This window comes from Ruegeria sp. BJ6 (genome assembly GCF_056537885.1).
The window spans coordinates 47,368-62,564 of sequence record NZ_JBQFSG010000015.1; the positions used below are offsets into that span (position 1 = coordinate 47,368).

Sequence of the window (15,197 nt, forward strand, 5' to 3'; positions counted from 1 at the left end):
TATCGCATCAGGGAATTGGGACGCTGACAGCCGGGTAATCAAATCAGCACCAAAATGTAACGCGCGCCGCGCGCCTGCCCCGTTTCAAAACGGGTAGGTCCGGACAGATGATAACGCAGGCAGTCCCCGGCGCTGAGGTGATGCGGTGTCTCATCTACCGTCAGCGTCAACGCCCCGTCCAGCAGAACCAGATGATGTTCCTGCCCCTGTTTTGGCGGCATGTCGTAGGAAATGACGGCCCCCGGCGGCAAATGGCATTCAAGGACCTCACCACTGAGGCCAGGGGCAGGCGGAGACACGGATCGGCGGGTGTAGCCGGTTTCGGGGTCCTGCCATTCCGGCTGACGCTCAAAGGGGACTTTTGGCGTGAAGGATTCTTCGACCATCATCAGAAGGCGCGATACCGGAAGGTCGTGAGCAGCACATAACCGCCCAAGGCTTTCGGCGCTTGGGCTGACCTCGGCCTTTTCCAGACGCGAGAGCGTGGCGCGACTTAGGCCGCTTTGCGCGGCCAGTTGGTCCAGAGACCAGCCGCGTGACTGTCGCAGCTCTTTCAGGCGGTCTGCAAGGCGAAGTGATAGCTCATCCAGCATCGATCATTTCCGGAACAATTTCTCTGATGCGGGAATTTATGATGAAATAAATGAGATTTGAAAAGAAAAAAGGGGCGCAAGAGAGACCCTTGCACCCCGACTGCCCGATTTTTGTGCGGTTTACTTCCAGCCGACCTCGTTAAAGATCTTCTGAGCTTCGGGAATGTTTTTCGCGACTTCCGAGAGGTTCACTTCGTCAGACTTGAACTCACCCAGCGTGGCAACAGACTCTGCCAGTGCGACACCATCGACTGCCGGGTATTCGTCATTACCGGCCGAGAAGTACACCTGTGCCTGATCGCTTGCCAGATATTCAAGGAACTTCACGGCGTTGTCTTTGTTGGGCGCATGCGCCGCTACACCGGCGCCAGACAGGTTCATATGTGCACCTGTGCCGTCCTGGTTGGGAAAGACCCATCCGATCATTTCTCGATCAGCCGACAGGCCTTTGACGTCCTTCCGGATCGAACGGGCGAAGTAGTACGTATTCGAAACGGCGATATCACATTCGCCCGAAACGATACCGCGCAACTGGTCCGTATCACCGCCTTGTGGGTCACGTGCCATGTTTGCAACCACGCCTTCAGCCCAGGTTTTGGCCGCCTCGGCGCCTTCATGCGTGACAATCGACGCCAGCAGGGTCTGGTTGTAGGTGTTAGTCGACGACCGGATACAGATCAGGCCCTTATATTCGGGTTTGGCTAGATCCAGATAGGTCGCTGGCGGGTTCGGGACGTTTTCCTTGTCGAAGAAGATGATGCGGCCGCGCTGCGAGAAACCGAACCAGTTGTTGTCGCTATCCTGCAGGTTTGAGGGGATTCGCTCTTCGAGTATGGGGCTATCAACCGGCTGCAGGATACCGGCGTTTTTGGCGCGGGCCAGACGTGATGTGTCAACCGTCAGCAGAATGTCCGCAGGTGAGTTGGCCCCCTCTGCCTCCATCCGGGCGATCAGTTCGTCGGCCTTGCCTTCGATGCGATTGATCTTGATTCCGGTCGCTTCTTCGAACTCGCCATACAGACGCTCGTCTGTGTCGTAGTGGCGCGACGAATACAGGTTCAGTTCGCCTTCGGCGACCGCAGAAGTGGCGATGACTGCGGTCAGCGCAGCGGCGATGCAGGTGGTGGATTTCAGCATAGCATGTCCCAGCGTTTGGATTCAGGGCCGGCAATTACCCTACTGATTTTCTCAATTATATGTTTCAGCGCTGGATGCAAGAGATTCCGACTGAAATACTAGGTCATGCGGTCGCAGGTTACCCCTCTGCATTGTCCATTTCCCACGCGGCCAAAAGGCGGGGTAGGGCGATGTCCCAATCCAGAACGCCGGTTTTGTCGGCCCAGTCCTGATACTGTCGGATCAGACTGTCGGCGCGAATCTGATCCCCACTTATCAAATCCCGCAACTCGGTACGGTCTGCTTCGATGTCGTAAAGCTCCCAATCTTGCCCATGCAGGCGAACCAGTTTGAACTGACCAAGGCGAATGGCAGAATTTCCTTCGTGTTCGAAATAGATGGGTTGTTCGCGACACCAGTCTTTGCCGCAGAGGAGGTCCAGAAAGCTCTCGCCCTGACAGGGTTGTATTTCGTGCCCGCCCACCTCGTTGAGGTACGTGGTGCCCGTGACCTCAAGAATGGTCGGCAGAATATCGACCACATGGCAGGGAGTGTGCCGTGGGGGTTGCGCTCCAAATCCGCCGGGCCAGTGCGCAACCAGGGGTGTCGAAATTCCACCTTCATGCACATAGTGTTTGAACAACCGAAACGGTGCGTTCGAGACATTGGCCCACGGTTTGTCATAGCTTTGGTAGGTCAGTGCATCGCCGGGCATGACATCGGACCGGTTTCCCATTGTGATCGGACGGCCATCGTTGGTGACATTCGGAAAGAACTTTGCCCATCCATCCTCGGCCATGAACTCGGCGCAGCCGCCATTGTCGCTGAGAAACAGAATCAAAGTGTCCTCGAACTGATCCAGACGTTTAAGGGCCGAGATCAGGGTTCCGATCGACTGATCCATGTGATCAACCATCGCGGCATAGGTTGCCATCTTGCGGGATTCCCAATCCCGGTTCGCCTCATCTTCCCAAGGCTTAACGTCAGGATCGCGCGGGCTGATTTCCCAATTCGTCTGAAACAGCCCCATTGCGTTCATTTCTTCATGTCGGGCCGTCCGGGTTTTGTCCCATCCCTTGTCATAGATGCCTTCGTATCGGGCTATATCCTCGGGATGGGCGTGCAGCGGCCAATGTGGGGCGGTGTGGGCGAGGTACAGGAAAAAGGGCTGACCCAATGTGACCGATTCCTCAATCATGCCGATCGCTTTTGCCGTGATGGCATCGGTAAAGTAAAAATCGTCCGGGAAGGTTTCGACGCGGCTGTCGTCCTCCAACATGAAATGCGGTGAGAAGAAGTGGGTGACGCCGTCGACGATACCGTAGAACCGGTCAAAACCGCGTTGCCGCGGGGTCGGATGATCGACATCGCCGACTCGCCAGCTGTCCACTTCTCGCGCCATGAAATCCCCGCCTACATGCCACTTGCCGGACATGCAGGTGCGATATCCTTCAGCGCGCAGATGTTCGGCGATTGTTGCTGCGTCGTTGCGCAAAAAACCCTGATAGGCAGGGGTTCCCAAGTCCGCACCCATATGTCCGATCCCGGCGTTGTGAGGGTAGAGCCCGGTGAGCAGTGACGCGCGTGTCGGACAACAACGCGCGCAATTGTACATCGCCGTCATAAGAACGCCGCCCCGCGCCAAAGCGTCAATGTTTGGGGTGCGAATCTCCGAACCCGTGCAGCCGAGATCGGCGAATCCCATGTCATCGGCAAGAATAAGAATGACATTCGGTTTCATGGTCGTGCTGCCCTTATCCGGTTATCAGACACCATTGAATGCTCAGCGATTCTTGGGCTTGAAGCAAAGTTTTTCATGTGCAGCGCTAAGAAAAATCTTTCTTGCGCATTGATATTTAACTCATACCCGAAGCACACTTGGTGCAGGTTTCGAGGTCAGCCGGGGTGTAGGTGTGCCAGACTTTGAGGGTAATAAGTTGATCTGATGCGGGTACTGATCGCCATATTTTTGCTATGCGCCGGTATGGCGAACGCTGCGCAGGATTGTTCGGATAGACCGCGCGCTCAACCTTCCGAACTTATTGCTTATGAACCGATCGTCGGGGACCACACCGGCCCGCAGGAGGCAGCTGCATCACGCGAAAACGGAGTGGTCATTTCACCCAGGCCGGAATTGCGGCCCTGCAAATTTCGAAAAATTGCCCAAGGGCGCGAGCGAATGCGCAAGCGTGGTGCGGTATGCCACGACTGGACGATATTGGGCGAAAAGCTTAAGCCGATGGCGGGTAAATATCGCGGTTGCGGGATCGCAAACCCGGTTCGCGTCTATAGAATTTCCGATATCGCGCTAAGCCAGTTGGCGCTGATGGATTGCGAGACGGCGATTACACTTAAAACCTGGATTGAAACTACGGCCAAACCGGCTTTTGCCGATCTGGGGGGCGGTTTGAAAGGGATGCGTCTGGTTGGTCATTATTCTTGCAAGACAAAGAACAATCAGCCCCGCGCGCGCCTGTCCGAGCATGCAAGAGGGCGGGCGATCGATATTTCTACCTTCGTGCTGAAGGATGGCACATTGATTACCGTTGGCGAAGGGTGGAATGCCGAAAGCTCGGGAAAACTCATGCGTGAGTTGCACAGCGGTGCCTGCGGTCTTTTTGGCACGGTTCTTGGCCCCGATGCGGACAGATATCACAAAGGGCATTTCCATTTTGATACGGCACGCCGGCGCAATGGATCTCTCTGCCGCTAGCCGTGCTGTATCAACTCGTTCAATGACCCAAACAAAAAAAACCGCGCCTCGGGCGCGGTTCTTTCAAATCGGTATGTGCAGTTCTTAGCCCTGGCGAGCTTTGAACTTGCGCTGCGTCTTGTTGATCACATAAACGCGGCCTTTGCGACGCACGACCCGGCAGTCGCGGTGCCGGTTCTTCAGCGAGCGGAGCGAGTTCTTGACCTTCATGGCCTGTCTCCAATTCCTGCGGCGCGGGCCAGCGCCTGGGTTAAGCGGGTCCTCTGGATGTCCAGAGGCGTGAATTCATGGTGGGCGGTACAAGGATCGAACTTGTGACCCCTTCGATGTCAACGAAGTGCTCTACCGCTGAGCTAACCGCCCATGAAACCTTTGCGTGCCCAGCCCCATAATGAAATGGGGCGCGGAACTCCGCGCCGGTAGCGGGCTCTATAAAAGGAGTCGTTGGGGGGATCAAGGGGTTTGGAAGAACAAATTTCCAGTCTATGATTCTTTCGAACAAGGAGAGATCATGCAGAACGCAGCGTATCATCTGGATATACCCGCAAATCGCACGTCCTGCGTGGTTTTTTCGTCGCCTCACAGTAGCCGGGCCTACCCCGCAGAGCTGCTGGAACGCTCGGTTCTGAGCCGTCATACGATTCGGTCTTCGGAAGATGCTTATGTGGATCAGCTGTTCGACGTTGCGTCAGAATTTGGTGCGCCCCTGCTTAAGGCGTCGATGCCACGGGCCTATCTGGATCTGAATCGCAATTCTGACGAACTGGACCCCGCCCTGATCGAAGGTGCGCGTCGCCAGGGGCATAATCCTCGGGTCGCGTCAGGGTTGGGGGTGATTCCCCGCGTTGTCGCGAATGGGCGTGCGATCTATCGTGGCAAATTGTCGATGGCCGAGGCGCGTTACCGGCTGGATACATTCTGGCATCCCTACCATACGCGGTTGAGGACCTTGTTGGACGAATCGCGTCAATTGTTTGGTCGGGCGATTCTGATCGATTGTCATTCGATGCCACACGAGGCCGTCGCCGGGTTGGGGCGCGGGCAAACCGGCAGACCGGAAATCGTGCTGGGTGATCGATTCGGCGCTGCGGCGTCCGGAGAGATCGTTGATCGGATCGAAGCGGCCTTTGCGTCTGCGGGTTTGAATGTTGTGCGAAACGCGCCATTTGCGGGGGCCTATGTCACACAGACCTATGGCCGTCCGGGGCGCAATCAGCATGCGGTGCAGATTGAAATCGACCGATCGCTTTACATTGACGAACAAAAAATTGTTCCGAACGCCAATTTCAGAGCCTTCCAAAAGCTTGTGCGGGACGTGATAGCCGAAATCGTCAATATCGGTCGTGACGAAACCCGGCTGGCCGCCGAGTAAACCTGATCAACTCACATCTCTCGGGCATCGATTGGGCGGGCTATCTGAGTGCCCGACCTTTTACGATAGCGTCCGTGCCAAAGCGTTTTCGGATTTCATCCGTAGCCCGTTCTGCTTTGGAACGCCGCTCGGCACCCGGATCCAGCAGGTCGCCTGAAATATCTGCCTGATCTGCGCTGCAGAGATCCGATATCCCGCATCCCAGCAATCGGAAGGGCCCCTCATCCCTGACCTGTTCGAACAAACCACTCGCAGTGCGGTAAATCCGATCTGCGATTTGGGTCGGATCACGCAGCGATACACGCCGTGTCAGGACCTTGTGATTGGATTTCTTGACCTTGAGCGTCACGACCCGCCCGGCCAGATCCCTGGCCTTGGCCCGGTCCGCGACTTTCTCTGACATGCGCCACAAATGGCCGTCCAATATATCTGGACTGGCAGTATCTTCGAAGAATGTCGTTTCGTTGCTGATGGATTTCATCGGCTCATCCGCCGAGACGCGGCGCTTGTCCAGCCCGCGGGCCAGATGCCACAGACGGTAGCCCATCGAGCCAAAGCGCGCGGTCAGCGCCTCCTGATCCCAGCGCAGCAAATCCGTGAATGTCCGGATGCCCACCCGGTCCAGCGACTCTTGCGCTGCCGGGCCTATGCCCCAGATCAGGCGCACGGGCTTGTCATGCAGAAATTCCGCCGTTTCAGCCTTGCCGATCACTGAGAAACCGCGCGGCTTGTCCAGATCCGAAGCGACCTTGGCCAGAAACTTGTTGTGGGACAGGCCGATCGATCCGGTCAGTCCCAATTCATCTTTCATCCGTTTGGTCAGCCGCGCCAGCATGACCGCAGGTGGCGCACCGTGCAGGCGTTCGGTGCCCGACAGATCCATGAAGGCCTCGTCCAGTGACAAAGGTTCAACCGACGGTGTCAACTCGTCCATCATTGCCCGTATTTGTCTGGAGACATCAGCATAGATGGACATGCGGGGTTTGATGACCACCGCGTCAGGGCATAGCTGCAGCGCCTTGAACATGGGCATGGCTGACCGCACGCCACGGATGCGCGCGACATAACAGGCCGTCGAGACGACCCCTCGTTTGCCGCCGCCAATGATGACCGGTTTATCGGCCAGTTCCGGATTGTCGCGCTTTTCAACAGATGCATAAAACGCATCGCAATCCATATGTGCGATGGTCAGATCGAACAATTCCGGATGCAACCTGACCCGTGGGCTGTTGCATTTCGGGCATCGGTTTTGATCTTCAAAGCGATGCAGGCAATCACGGCAAAGACCGGGCATCCAATTCTTTCACGCGCGGTTTCGGGTCCGGGCGAATTTACAGCACTCCAGCGGCCATTCAAAGCCCGACAGTGCATCAGATGATTGAGAGGGTTTTCAAGAAGACCCCCCGCAATTGGGCGGGGGGAGGTGACGAACCTCAGGAAGAAATGGTCCGTCGGGGAGTGTCTCGTCTTTAGAATCTCTCAAAAATCGCCGTCGCGATAGGTCGAAGAGGCCAGCGGCGAAACTCGCTTTTTTCATGTGTATTTTCGGGCACAGAGGCAATTTGGCGCGGCAGGGTCGGAAAGTGATGGCAAGTTAACTGGTTGAGGGGCGAACTGTACCCGATTTTTGCCATTACATTCGATACAGTTCGAAACGCGCATCGAAAAATCTACCTCGTATGAATTCGGGGTTTAACTTCGATTTGGTGCTAATGCCTGGGGCGATGCCATCTCTGCCAGGATTGCTTCAGCGGCCAATCGTGGGTCCGCTGCCTGATAAACCGGGCGGCCAACAACGATATGGTCGACACCGTCCGCGATAGCATTTGCCGGTGTCGCAACACGTTTCTGATCACCCAGATCGGCGCCAGCGGGGCGTACGCCGGGGGTTACGATCAAGCGCCCTTCGGCCTGAGGCAGGGCACGGATCAGCGCGGCTTCTTGCGGGCTGGCGATGACGCCGTCTGCTCCGGCTTCCAGCGCCTTGGCCGCGCGTTCAACGACCAGGTCCTGCACGTCGCCCTCTTTCAACAGGCTGGCATCCAGGTCGTCGCGATTCAGCGAGGTCAGGATGGTCACGGCAAGAATCTTCAGGTCTTTGCCTGAAGCCCCTTCCTTGGCGGCGCGAACAACATGCGGGTCGCCATGCACGGTCAGGAAATCCAGGTCGAACTGCGCCAGTCCGCGCACCGCGTTCTCGACCGTGTTGCCGATGTCGAACAGTTTCATGTCCAGAAAAATGCGCTTGCCATGATCCTGCTTCAACTCATTGGCCAGCGCCAGCCCACCGCCGGTCAGCATGCCAAGTCCGATCTTGTAGAACGAGACGCTGTCGCCCAGTCGCTCGGCCATGGCCAGCCCCTGCAGGGCGTTGGGGACATCGAGGGCTACGATCAGGCGATCATCGGACATGGGGCAAGCTCCTTTTTGGCAAACGTCTGCGTCCTAGCGGGTTCAGGTGCTTCTGTCCATGCGCGATGGTTCGCACAGCAGATTCCACTCTGTGCTATGGTGCCGCCAATTCAGAATGAAAATTTAAATTATCAGGGACAGAAAATGAAAAAACTGATTGTGCTTGGTGTGATCCTGAATTTGGCCGCATGTGATGACGTGCCACAAAGTGAGGCTGCGCAACCCGCCGCAGCCCCCGCCCCTACAAATGACGATCTGCGCCTTGTGGGTGGATACAGATCAGAAGATGACTGGTGCCAGCTGACAGGCGAAACTGCATTTACGGTCGAATTTCTGGACCACACCGCCGATCTTGTTTCCTGCCCGACGGGCAGCGATGCGGCGCAATCGTTGGTGGACATGTACGAAGCGCAACAAATGGCCGAGACCGGGGGCTACACCGTCTATTCGATACCTCGCGGATAGTCCCGGATATTGCGGTCTAGCCTCTTGAAGCGGCGAAGATATTTCCCAAATTGAATGCGAGGCCCAGACCGAAGCGTGCCGCCAAGCGGGCGCATCACATTCAGGGCGCTTGGAAAAGGAGAACAACATGGACTTGAACAAGTTCACCGAGCGGGCACGGGGATTCGTGCAGGCTGCGCAGACAATTGCGATGCGCGAGGGGCACCAGAGGCTGGAGCCCACACATATTCTGAAAGCATTGATGGATGACGATCAGGGGCTGGCAAGCAACCTGATTACACGCGCGGGTGGGGCGCCCGGTCGCGTGGTCGAGGCATTGGACGCTTCGATGGGGAAGATCCCAAAAGTCAGCGGTGACGCAAGCCAGATCTACATGGACGGCCAGACCGCCAAGGTTCTGGACGAGGCCGAAAAGATTGCCACCAAGGCGGGCGACAGCTTTGTGCCGGTCGAACGCGTCCTGATGGCGCTGTGCATGGTGAAATCCAAAGCAAAAGAGGCGCTGGAAGCTGGGGCCGTATCCGCACAGAAACTGAATGAGGCGATCAACGATATCCGCAAGGGGCGCACCGCTGATACCGCGTCGGCGGAAGAGGGCTATGACGCGCTCAAGAAATACGCGCGTGACCTGACCGAGGCGGCAGCCGAGGGCAAGATCGATCCGATCATCGGACGGGATGAGGAAATCCGCCGCTCGATGCAGGTTCTGTCCCGCCGGACCAAAAACAACCCGGTCCTGATCGGTGAGCCCGGCGTTGGTAAAACCGCGATTGCCGAGGGTATGGCCCTGCGCATCATCAACGGTGATGTACCGGAGTCGCTGAAAGACAAAAAGCTGCTCGCGCTCGACATGGGCGCGCTGATCGCCGGTGCAAAATACCGCGGTGAGTTCGAAGAACGCCTTAAGGCCGTTCTGACTGAGGTCACCGAGGCCGCCGGTGAGATCATCCTGTTCATCGACGAGATGCACACGCTTGTCGGCGCCGGTAAATCCGACGGCGCGATGGATGCTGCCAACCTGATCAAGCCTGCATTGGCTCGGGGTGAGCTGCATTGTATCGGCGCGACCACGTTGGATGAGTACCGCAAATACGTCGAAAAAGACGCGGCCCTTGCGCGCCGGTTCCAGCCCGTGATGGTCACCGAACCGACGGTCGAGGATACGATCAGCATCCTGCGTGGCATCAAGGAAAAGTACGAGCTGCACCATGGCGTACGCATCTCGGACTCGGCGCTGGTGTCGGCGGCGACCCTGTCTCATCGCTATATCACTGACCGCTTCCTGCCCGACAAAGCCATTGACCTTGTCGATGAAGCGGCGTCGCGTCTGCGGATGGAGGTGGACAGCAAGCCCGAGGAACTCGATCAGCTGGATCGTCAGATCCTGCAAATGCAGATCGAGGAAGAAGCGCTGAAGCTTGAGGATGACGCGGCATCAAAAGATCGCCTGGAATCCCTGCAAAAGGATCTGGCCGATCTGCAGGAAAAATCTGCTGAGATGACCGCCCAGTGGCAGGCCGAACGCGACAAGCTTGCGGGTGCGCGTGATCTTAAAGAACAGCTGGACAAGGCGCGGGCTGATCTGGAAATCGCCAAGCGCGAAGGCAACCTCGCCAAAGCGGGTGAGCTGTCTTACGGCGTGATCCCAGAGCTTGAGAAAAAGCTGACCGAGGCCGAAAACGCCGAAAGCAACGCCATGATGGCTGAGGAAACGGTACGGCCGACCCAGATCGCTGCTGTTGTTGAACGCTGGACCGGTATCCCGACCTCGAAAATGCTTGAAGGCGAGCGCGAGAAATTGCTGCGGATGGAGGATGATCTGCATTCCCGCGTGATCGGCCAGGATGCGGCGGTAACCGCCGTGGCCAACGCCGTGCGGCGTGCGCGCGCGGGCCTGAATGACGAGAACCGCCCGCTGGGCTCGTTCCTGTTCCTCGGGCCGACCGGCGTGGGTAAAACCGAACTGACCAAGGCCGTGGCGAACTTTCTGTTCGACGACGACAACGCGATGGTGCGCATCGACATGTCCGAGTTCATGGAGAAACACGCGGTTGCCCGTCTGATCGGTGCCCCTCCGGGCTATGTTGGTTATGACGAAGGTGGTGTTCTGACCGAAGCCGTGCGGCGCAGGCCCTATCAGGTCGTGCTGTTCGATGAGGTCGAAAAGGCCCACCCGGATGTGTTCAACGTGTTGCTGCAGGTTCTGGACGATGGTGTTCTGACCGATGGTCAGGGCCGCACCGTCGACTTCAAGCAAACGCTGATCATCCTGACGTCGAACCTTGGGTCTCAGGCGCTCAGCCAGTTGCCCGAAGGCGCGGACAGCGCGCAGGCGCGGCGGGATGTAATGGATGCGGTCCGGGCGCATTTCCGGCCCGAGTTCCTTAACCGTCTGGACGAGACCATCATTTTTGACCGGCTCAAGCGGGCCGATATGGATGGTATCGTCGATATCCAGATGGCGCGTCTGCAAAAACGTCTGGCCGCCCGCAAGATCGAGCTGGCACTGGACGATGTGGCCAAAGAATGGCTGGCCAATGAAGGCTATGACCCGGTCTTTGGGGCCCGTCCGCTGAAGCGGGTGATCCAGCGCGCCTTGCAGAACCCGCTGGCCGAGGCGTTGCTGGCCGGTGAGATCAAGGATGGCGAGACCGTTCCTGTCACCGCCGGGCCCGAGGGCCTGATCATCGGTGACCGGCTGGGTACGTCAGAGCGTCCACGTCCGGACGATGCTGTGGTCCATTAAATGCGATTAAGGCCCGCTGATCCAGCGGGCCTTTTTCTTGCGGCTATTCAGGTCGCAGCGGAAACTGGAAATCGGTTCCGAACTCTTCATTGAATTCTTCGTGGACCTTGTCCATCAGTTCCAGCGTGTCCCACTCATAGCCCTGCAAAATCCACTGGGGCGTTTCGTATTTCTCTCCGCCCGGTGCAGATTGCTGTCGGGGCGTAACCGAAGGCGGCGGGAAAGGTTGTGAATTCAGCATGGCGACACGGGTCCGAATTTCATCTTTTGTGATGTTCCAGACCATCCCATCGACAGCAAAATCCACTGGCCCGTCATATGTCTTGCGCACCTCTGTCACGACAGCCGGTAAAGTGTCGGGATCATTCTGAAAGTGATATGCGACAGCGCGGCGAGGCTTGGTTAGTGCCATGATCTTGCCGAACACGGGCGCGGTCGTGTGTACCAGAGTACTGACATAGATCGCCTCAGCGGGTTGAAACTTGTAGCGAGTCACAAAGTTACTGTTGGGCAGGAAGCATTCATGTATGGCCAGATCAGCCCCCTGCGCATATTCCGTCCACCATCTGTTTGCCAGCGTGTCCCCAGAAAAGGCGATCTTCATGCCTTTCCATTCAAGGATGAAACTGACCGATCCTTCAAGATGGATTGCTGGGATGGTGCGAATGACAACGTCGTTCTCGTCGTAGATTACATTGTTTATTTTGGACCAATCGAATTCGTGCACTGTCATTGCAAGCGACCGGGTATCCAGCCCACCTTTGCTGGTTTCAAGCATCCAGTTGTAGAACTGCAAAATACCGTCAGCGGCACTTTGCATGCCCCAGCCTTCGGGCATTCCGCCACCGCCGGGTCCCCAGATCTCCAATGGTTTGGACCGGCCATTCTGCATTCCGTAAATCCAGAAGGTCGGCAGATCGCCCATATGATCGGCGTGCTGGTGCGAAATGAAAATCTTGGTCATGTAATCCAGAGGAATTCCCAGCGCGTAAAGCGTTGTGAAAGATCCCGTGCCCAGATCGAACACAAACTTTTCTCCGTTTCCAAGCTCGATCAGGAAACAGGCTGCTGCTTGTTTGGTGCGTGGCATGGGCATGCCGGACCCGCAGGCGATGACACGTATCTCTTCCGGCCCCAGTGCCTCGGTTCCGGGAAAGTAGACTTCTTGTGACGGATACGGTTCGGTGGGTGACCAACCCTCTTCCACGGTCTGACCCCCGGCAGCGTGCAAATCGGATGAAATTGCAGTAACTGACAAAGCTGCTGCGGCGATGAAGCTGAATAATCTGGGCATGCGATCAATTCCCCCAAAACGATCATAATATCCCGATCTTATCATACGTTGGGGGGGAGTGGCGTGAGCGGTAATGCCATGCCCGGCAGTCGTCTTTTGCACGTGGCCCGGTGGCTCTTTTCACTAGCCGCTGGTCGTTCTCTCGTCGCAGGTTTTCTTGGCTTGCGCGACGGACAGTGAGTTGCCGATAAGCGTGACGTCGTTTGTCAGGCTGGTGACCTTGCCAACTCCAGGGGGGCTTTCGAACCCAAAGGTCACTGCGCGTTCTCCCGGGCGGGCAGTGCTGGCCGCGGGACCTTGCCAGACATACAGCCGGTCGGTTGCCGGTTTCGACAGGCGTGTCAGCGCATAGTCTCCGGCACCACACCAATATATCGAGTTTTCTGAAAAGTCGGCAACGACTTCGATCAGGCCATTGGCAAGAGGATAGGCCTGAGACCTCGATTCGTTGCCCGCGTGAACCGTCGTGGCGAGAAGTATCAGAGAAATAGCGAGGGATGAGTGGTGCTTCATGGTGATCTCCGGCCTTGTTAAATCAGAATACGCAGCAGGGGCGAAAGTGGATCATGTCCTGCGCTTTGGTGGCCCAACGCGCCAACCGACAGGATTTTCGTTACAATTCCATATCACGATCGTGAGCGTAGTTGCTTTGGCTTCCATGTATAAATCCCCTAAATCGGACAAAACGAAATCGATCGGAGACGGAAATGGCCAATCGCTGGCGAAACAACTTGAGCCGCCAAGATGTGACACCCGAGGCGGTGTTCCTGAACCGCAGGTCGTTCATCGCGGGCGCGGGCGGGATGGGGCTGGCGGCACTGGCAGGTCCTGCGCTGGCTGAATCTATCGCGCCCAACACCTGGGAAGAAATAACGTCGTACAACAACTTTTACGAGTTCGGCACCGGCAAGGATGACCCGGCTAAATACGCAGGTGCCCTGACGACCGATCCATGGAGCGTAAAGATCGATGGGATGGTCGAGCGTCCGGGCGATTATGATTTCAAGGACATCATGTCCGAAATGACCATTGAGGAGCGCATCTATCGCTTCCGCTGCGTTGAGGCTTGGTCAATGGTTGTGCCCTGGAACGGGTTCGAACTGGCTGATCTGCTGAACATGGCTGGTGTCAGTGAGGGTGCAAAGTATGTTGCCTTCGAAACCCTCTACCGACCCGAAGAGATGCCTGGCACTCAATACCCGGTGCTGGATTGGCCCTATCGTGAAGGTCTGCGGCTGGACGAAGCCATGCACCCACTGACCCTGATGGCCACCGGCATCTACAACAAACCGATGCCCAACCAGAACGGTGCGCCGCTACGGCTGGTGGTGCCGTGGAAGTATGGATTCAAGTCAATCAAGTCGATTGTCCGCATCACACTGACAGACGAAGAACCACCCACAAGCTGGAACATGACCAATCCAAGGGAATACGGTTTCTACAGCAACGTTAACCCAAACGTGAATCATCCGCGGTGGTCGCAAGCCTCGGAGCGGCGTATCGGTGGCGGCTTGTTTGCCAAGCGTGAACCGACGCTGATGTTCAACGGCTATGAAAAAGAGGTTGCCAGCCTTTATGATGGCATGGATCTGTCCGAGTATTACTGACGCCATGCAGACTACAAACCAGATACTTCGCCGAATCCCCGTCTGGGCGGTTTACCTGCTTGGGGCGCTTCCTGCGCCCTGGCTGTTTTATCTTGGCGTAACTGGTGGTTTGGGGGTCGAACCGATCAAGGCCCTGGAACATGAACTCGGCGAACTTTCCCTGCAGTTGCTTGTTTTTGGTCTAGCGATCACCCCGCTGAGAAAGTTTCTGGGTTTGAACCTGATGAAATTTCGCAGGGCGATCGGGGTGCTGACCTTTGGATATGTAAGCCTGCATTTGCTTGTGTGGCTGGTTCTGGATGTGCAGATACTGGGGCAAATCTGGGCGGATATCCTGAAGCGCCCTTATATTACCGTGGGCATGGCCGGGTATCTTCTGCTGTTGCCGTTGGCCGTGACGTCAAACAACTGGTCCGTTCGCCGCTTGGGCCCCCGGTGGCGAAACCTGCATCGGCTGGTTTATCCGGCAGCCTTTCTGGGGGCGTTGCATTACGTCATGCTGGCCAAGGGATTTCAGATCGAGCCGCTTATCTATCTGACGCTGGTTTTGGTTCTGCTGGGGCTGCGCCTGCCTATTTCCAAGGTCAGGGTCTGGGCCTGATTGCCGATTCCGCCTGAATCGCGGCCGAGTCTGTGGATAGCCCTGTGCAAAAGTTGTCTCGAAGGCCCAACAGCGCCGCCAATCTAGCGTTTCGTGTGTTGTGGCCTTAGGTAGGTATCTGTTTTTATTAATAAAAATCTTTTTGAGGGATTTTTTGCCGGTTTCAGTAATTTTGTGCTTGCGGGTTTTGTGGGTAAACCTTAGAACCCCCTTCACCGGCGCTGCTGAGGCGCTTGGGACGCGGCGGAAGCGGCGGAGACGCTCAGGATAGACTGGGG

The 15,197-nt window shown here is 56.8% G+C and carries 14 protein-coding genes and 1 tRNA gene; 6 read left to right on the top strand and 9 right to left on the bottom strand.

Going from position 1 to position 15,197, the window contains the following annotated elements:
* Positions 1–38: 38 nt before the first annotated feature.
* The 3 genes from ACR0D6_RS21440 to ACR0D6_RS21450 form a co-directional block, all read right to left on the bottom strand.
* Positions 39–593: a helix-turn-helix domain-containing protein gene (locus ACR0D6_RS21440; protein ID WP_480767034.1), complete on the bottom strand. Its 555-nt coding sequence runs from the start codon at positions 591–593 to the stop codon at positions 39–41.
* 120 nt (positions 594–713) lie between these two features.
* Positions 714–1,730 (bottom strand): Fe(3+) ABC transporter substrate-binding protein, encoded by a 1,017-nt coding sequence (locus tag ACR0D6_RS21445; RefSeq protein ID WP_170657057.1) that lies wholly within the window; start codon positions 1,728–1,730, stop codon positions 714–716.
* 118 nt (positions 1,731–1,848) lie between these two features.
* Positions 1,849–3,450, bottom strand: coding sequence for an arylsulfatase (locus ACR0D6_RS21450; protein WP_480767035.1), 1,602 nt, complete (start codon positions 3,448–3,450; stop codon positions 1,849–1,851).
* 438 nt (positions 3,451–3,888) lie between these two features.
* Here ACR0D6_RS21450 and ACR0D6_RS21455 point away from each other — a divergent pair, with 438 nt between their 5' ends.
* Entirely contained in the window at positions 3,889–4,422 is a 534-nt protein-coding gene (locus tag ACR0D6_RS21455) for an extensin-like domain-containing protein (protein ID WP_480767036.1), read from the top strand.
* Between the two features lie 84 nt (positions 4,423–4,506).
* Here the strand turns inward: ACR0D6_RS21455 and ykgO are convergent, their stop codons facing one another.
* Both ykgO and ACR0D6_RS21465 read right to left on the bottom strand, forming a co-directional pair.
* Positions 4,507–4,632: a type B 50S ribosomal protein L36 gene (gene ykgO, locus ACR0D6_RS21460; RefSeq protein WP_005648635.1), complete on the bottom strand. Its 126-nt coding sequence runs from the start codon at positions 4,630–4,632 to the stop codon at positions 4,507–4,509.
* 78 nt (positions 4,633–4,710) lie between these two features.
* Positions 4,711–4,785 (bottom strand) — tRNA-Val (locus ACR0D6_RS21465).
* Positions 4,786–4,933: 148 nt separating this feature from the next.
* Here ACR0D6_RS21465 and ACR0D6_RS21470 point away from each other — a divergent pair.
* Positions 4,934–5,794 carry an N-formylglutamate amidohydrolase gene (locus ACR0D6_RS21470; RefSeq protein ID WP_480767037.1) on the top strand — a complete coding sequence of 287 codons (861 nt, stop codon included), beginning with the start codon at positions 4,934–4,936 and terminating at the stop codon, positions 5,792–5,794.
* A 40-nt stretch (positions 5,795–5,834) separates the two neighbouring features.
* Here ACR0D6_RS21470 and ACR0D6_RS21475 read toward each other — a convergent pair whose 3' ends face one another.
* Entirely contained in the window at positions 5,835–7,088 is a 1,254-nt protein-coding gene (locus tag ACR0D6_RS21475; protein WP_480767038.1) for a DNA polymerase IV, read from the bottom strand.
* Between the two features lie 398 nt (positions 7,089–7,486).
* On the bottom strand, positions 7,487–8,206 hold the full coding sequence (pyrF, locus tag ACR0D6_RS21480; RefSeq protein ID WP_170657070.1) for an orotidine-5'-phosphate decarboxylase: 720 nt from the start codon (positions 8,204–8,206) through the stop codon (positions 7,487–7,489).
* A gap of 144 nt (positions 8,207–8,350) precedes the next feature.
* Here pyrF and ACR0D6_RS21485 point away from each other — a divergent pair, with 144 nt between their 5' ends.
* Together ACR0D6_RS21485 and clpB are read left to right on the top strand one after the other, a co-directional pair.
* Positions 8,351–8,671 (top strand): hypothetical protein, encoded by a 321-nt coding sequence (locus ACR0D6_RS21485; protein WP_480767039.1) that lies wholly within the window; start codon positions 8,351–8,353, stop codon positions 8,669–8,671.
* A 127-nt stretch (positions 8,672–8,798) separates the two neighbouring features.
* Positions 8,799–11,417 carry an ATP-dependent chaperone ClpB gene (gene clpB / locus ACR0D6_RS21490; RefSeq protein ID WP_480767040.1) on the top strand — a complete coding sequence of 873 codons (2,619 nt, stop codon included), beginning with the start codon at positions 8,799–8,801 and terminating at the stop codon, positions 11,415–11,417.
* 43 nt (positions 11,418–11,460) lie between these two features.
* On the opposite strand, the gene gntH is transcribed toward clpB, so the two are convergent.
* Positions 11,461–12,711, bottom strand: a complete 1,251-nt coding sequence (gntH, locus tag ACR0D6_RS21495) for a guanitoxin biosynthesis MBL fold metallo-hydrolase GntH (RefSeq protein WP_480767041.1) — start codon at positions 12,709–12,711, stop codon at positions 11,461–11,463.
* 123 nt (positions 12,712–12,834) lie between these two features.
* Complete coding sequence (locus tag ACR0D6_RS21500; protein ID WP_480767042.1) at positions 12,835–13,224, bottom strand: hypothetical protein; 390 nt, start codon at positions 13,222–13,224, stop codon at positions 12,835–12,837.
* 194 nt (positions 13,225–13,418) lie between these two features.
* Between ACR0D6_RS21500 and msrP the strand changes: the two genes are divergently transcribed.
* Both msrP and msrQ read left to right on the top strand, forming a co-directional pair.
* On the top strand, positions 13,419–14,318 hold the full coding sequence (gene msrP, locus ACR0D6_RS21505; RefSeq protein ID WP_480767043.1) for a protein-methionine-sulfoxide reductase catalytic subunit MsrP: 900 nt from the start codon (positions 13,419–13,421) through the stop codon (positions 14,316–14,318).
* Between the two features lie 4 nt (positions 14,319–14,322).
* The gene (gene msrQ, locus ACR0D6_RS21510; protein ID WP_480767044.1) at positions 14,323–14,919 is read left to right on the top strand and encodes a protein-methionine-sulfoxide reductase heme-binding subunit MsrQ; all 597 of its coding nucleotides are present in this window, start codon (positions 14,323–14,325) and stop codon (positions 14,917–14,919) included.
* Positions 14,920–15,197: the final 278 nt, after the last annotated feature.

Excerpts from the sequence above, each read along its gene's own strand:
- ACR0D6_RS21500 (WP_480767042.1), bottom strand. The coding sequence starts at position 13,224 with ATGAAGCACCACTCATCCCTCGCTATTTCTCTGATACTTCTCGCCACG.
- msrQ (WP_480767044.1), top strand. The coding sequence starts at position 14,323 with ATGCAGACTACAAACCAGATACTTCGCCGAATCCCCGTCTGGGCGGTT.
- ACR0D6_RS21445 (WP_170657057.1), bottom strand. The coding sequence starts at position 1,730 with ATGCTGAAATCCACCACCTGCATCGCCGCTGCGCTGACCGCAGTCATC.
- ACR0D6_RS21440 (WP_480767034.1), bottom strand. The coding sequence starts at position 593 with ATGCTGGATGAGCTATCACTTCGCCTTGCAGACCGCCTGAAAGAGCTG.
- ACR0D6_RS21450 (WP_480767035.1), bottom strand. The coding sequence starts at position 3,450 with ATGAAACCGAATGTCATTCTTATTCTTGCCGATGACATGGGATTCGCC.
- ACR0D6_RS21470 (WP_480767037.1), top strand. The coding sequence starts at position 4,934 with ATGCAGAACGCAGCGTATCATCTGGATATACCCGCAAATCGCACGTCC.
- ykgO (WP_005648635.1), bottom strand. The coding sequence starts at position 4,632 with ATGAAGGTCAAGAACTCGCTCCGCTCGCTGAAGAACCGGCACCGCGAC.
- msrP (WP_480767043.1), top strand. The coding sequence starts at position 13,419 with ATGGCCAATCGCTGGCGAAACAACTTGAGCCGCCAAGATGTGACACCC.
- gntH (WP_480767041.1), bottom strand. The coding sequence starts at position 12,711 with ATGCCCAGATTATTCAGCTTCATCGCCGCAGCAGCTTTGTCAGTTACT.
- pyrF (WP_170657070.1), bottom strand. The coding sequence starts at position 8,206 with ATGTCCGATGATCGCCTGATCGTAGCCCTCGATGTCCCCAACGCCCTG.
- clpB (WP_480767040.1), top strand. The coding sequence starts at position 8,799 with ATGGACTTGAACAAGTTCACCGAGCGGGCACGGGGATTCGTGCAGGCT.
- ACR0D6_RS21475 (WP_480767038.1), bottom strand. The coding sequence starts at position 7,088 with ATGCCCGGTCTTTGCCGTGATTGCCTGCATCGCTTTGAAGATCAAAAC.
- ACR0D6_RS21485 (WP_480767039.1), top strand. The coding sequence starts at position 8,351 with ATGAAAAAACTGATTGTGCTTGGTGTGATCCTGAATTTGGCCGCATGT.
- ACR0D6_RS21455 (WP_480767036.1), top strand. The coding sequence starts at position 3,889 with ATGCGCAAGCGTGGTGCGGTATGCCACGACTGGACGATATTGGGCGAA.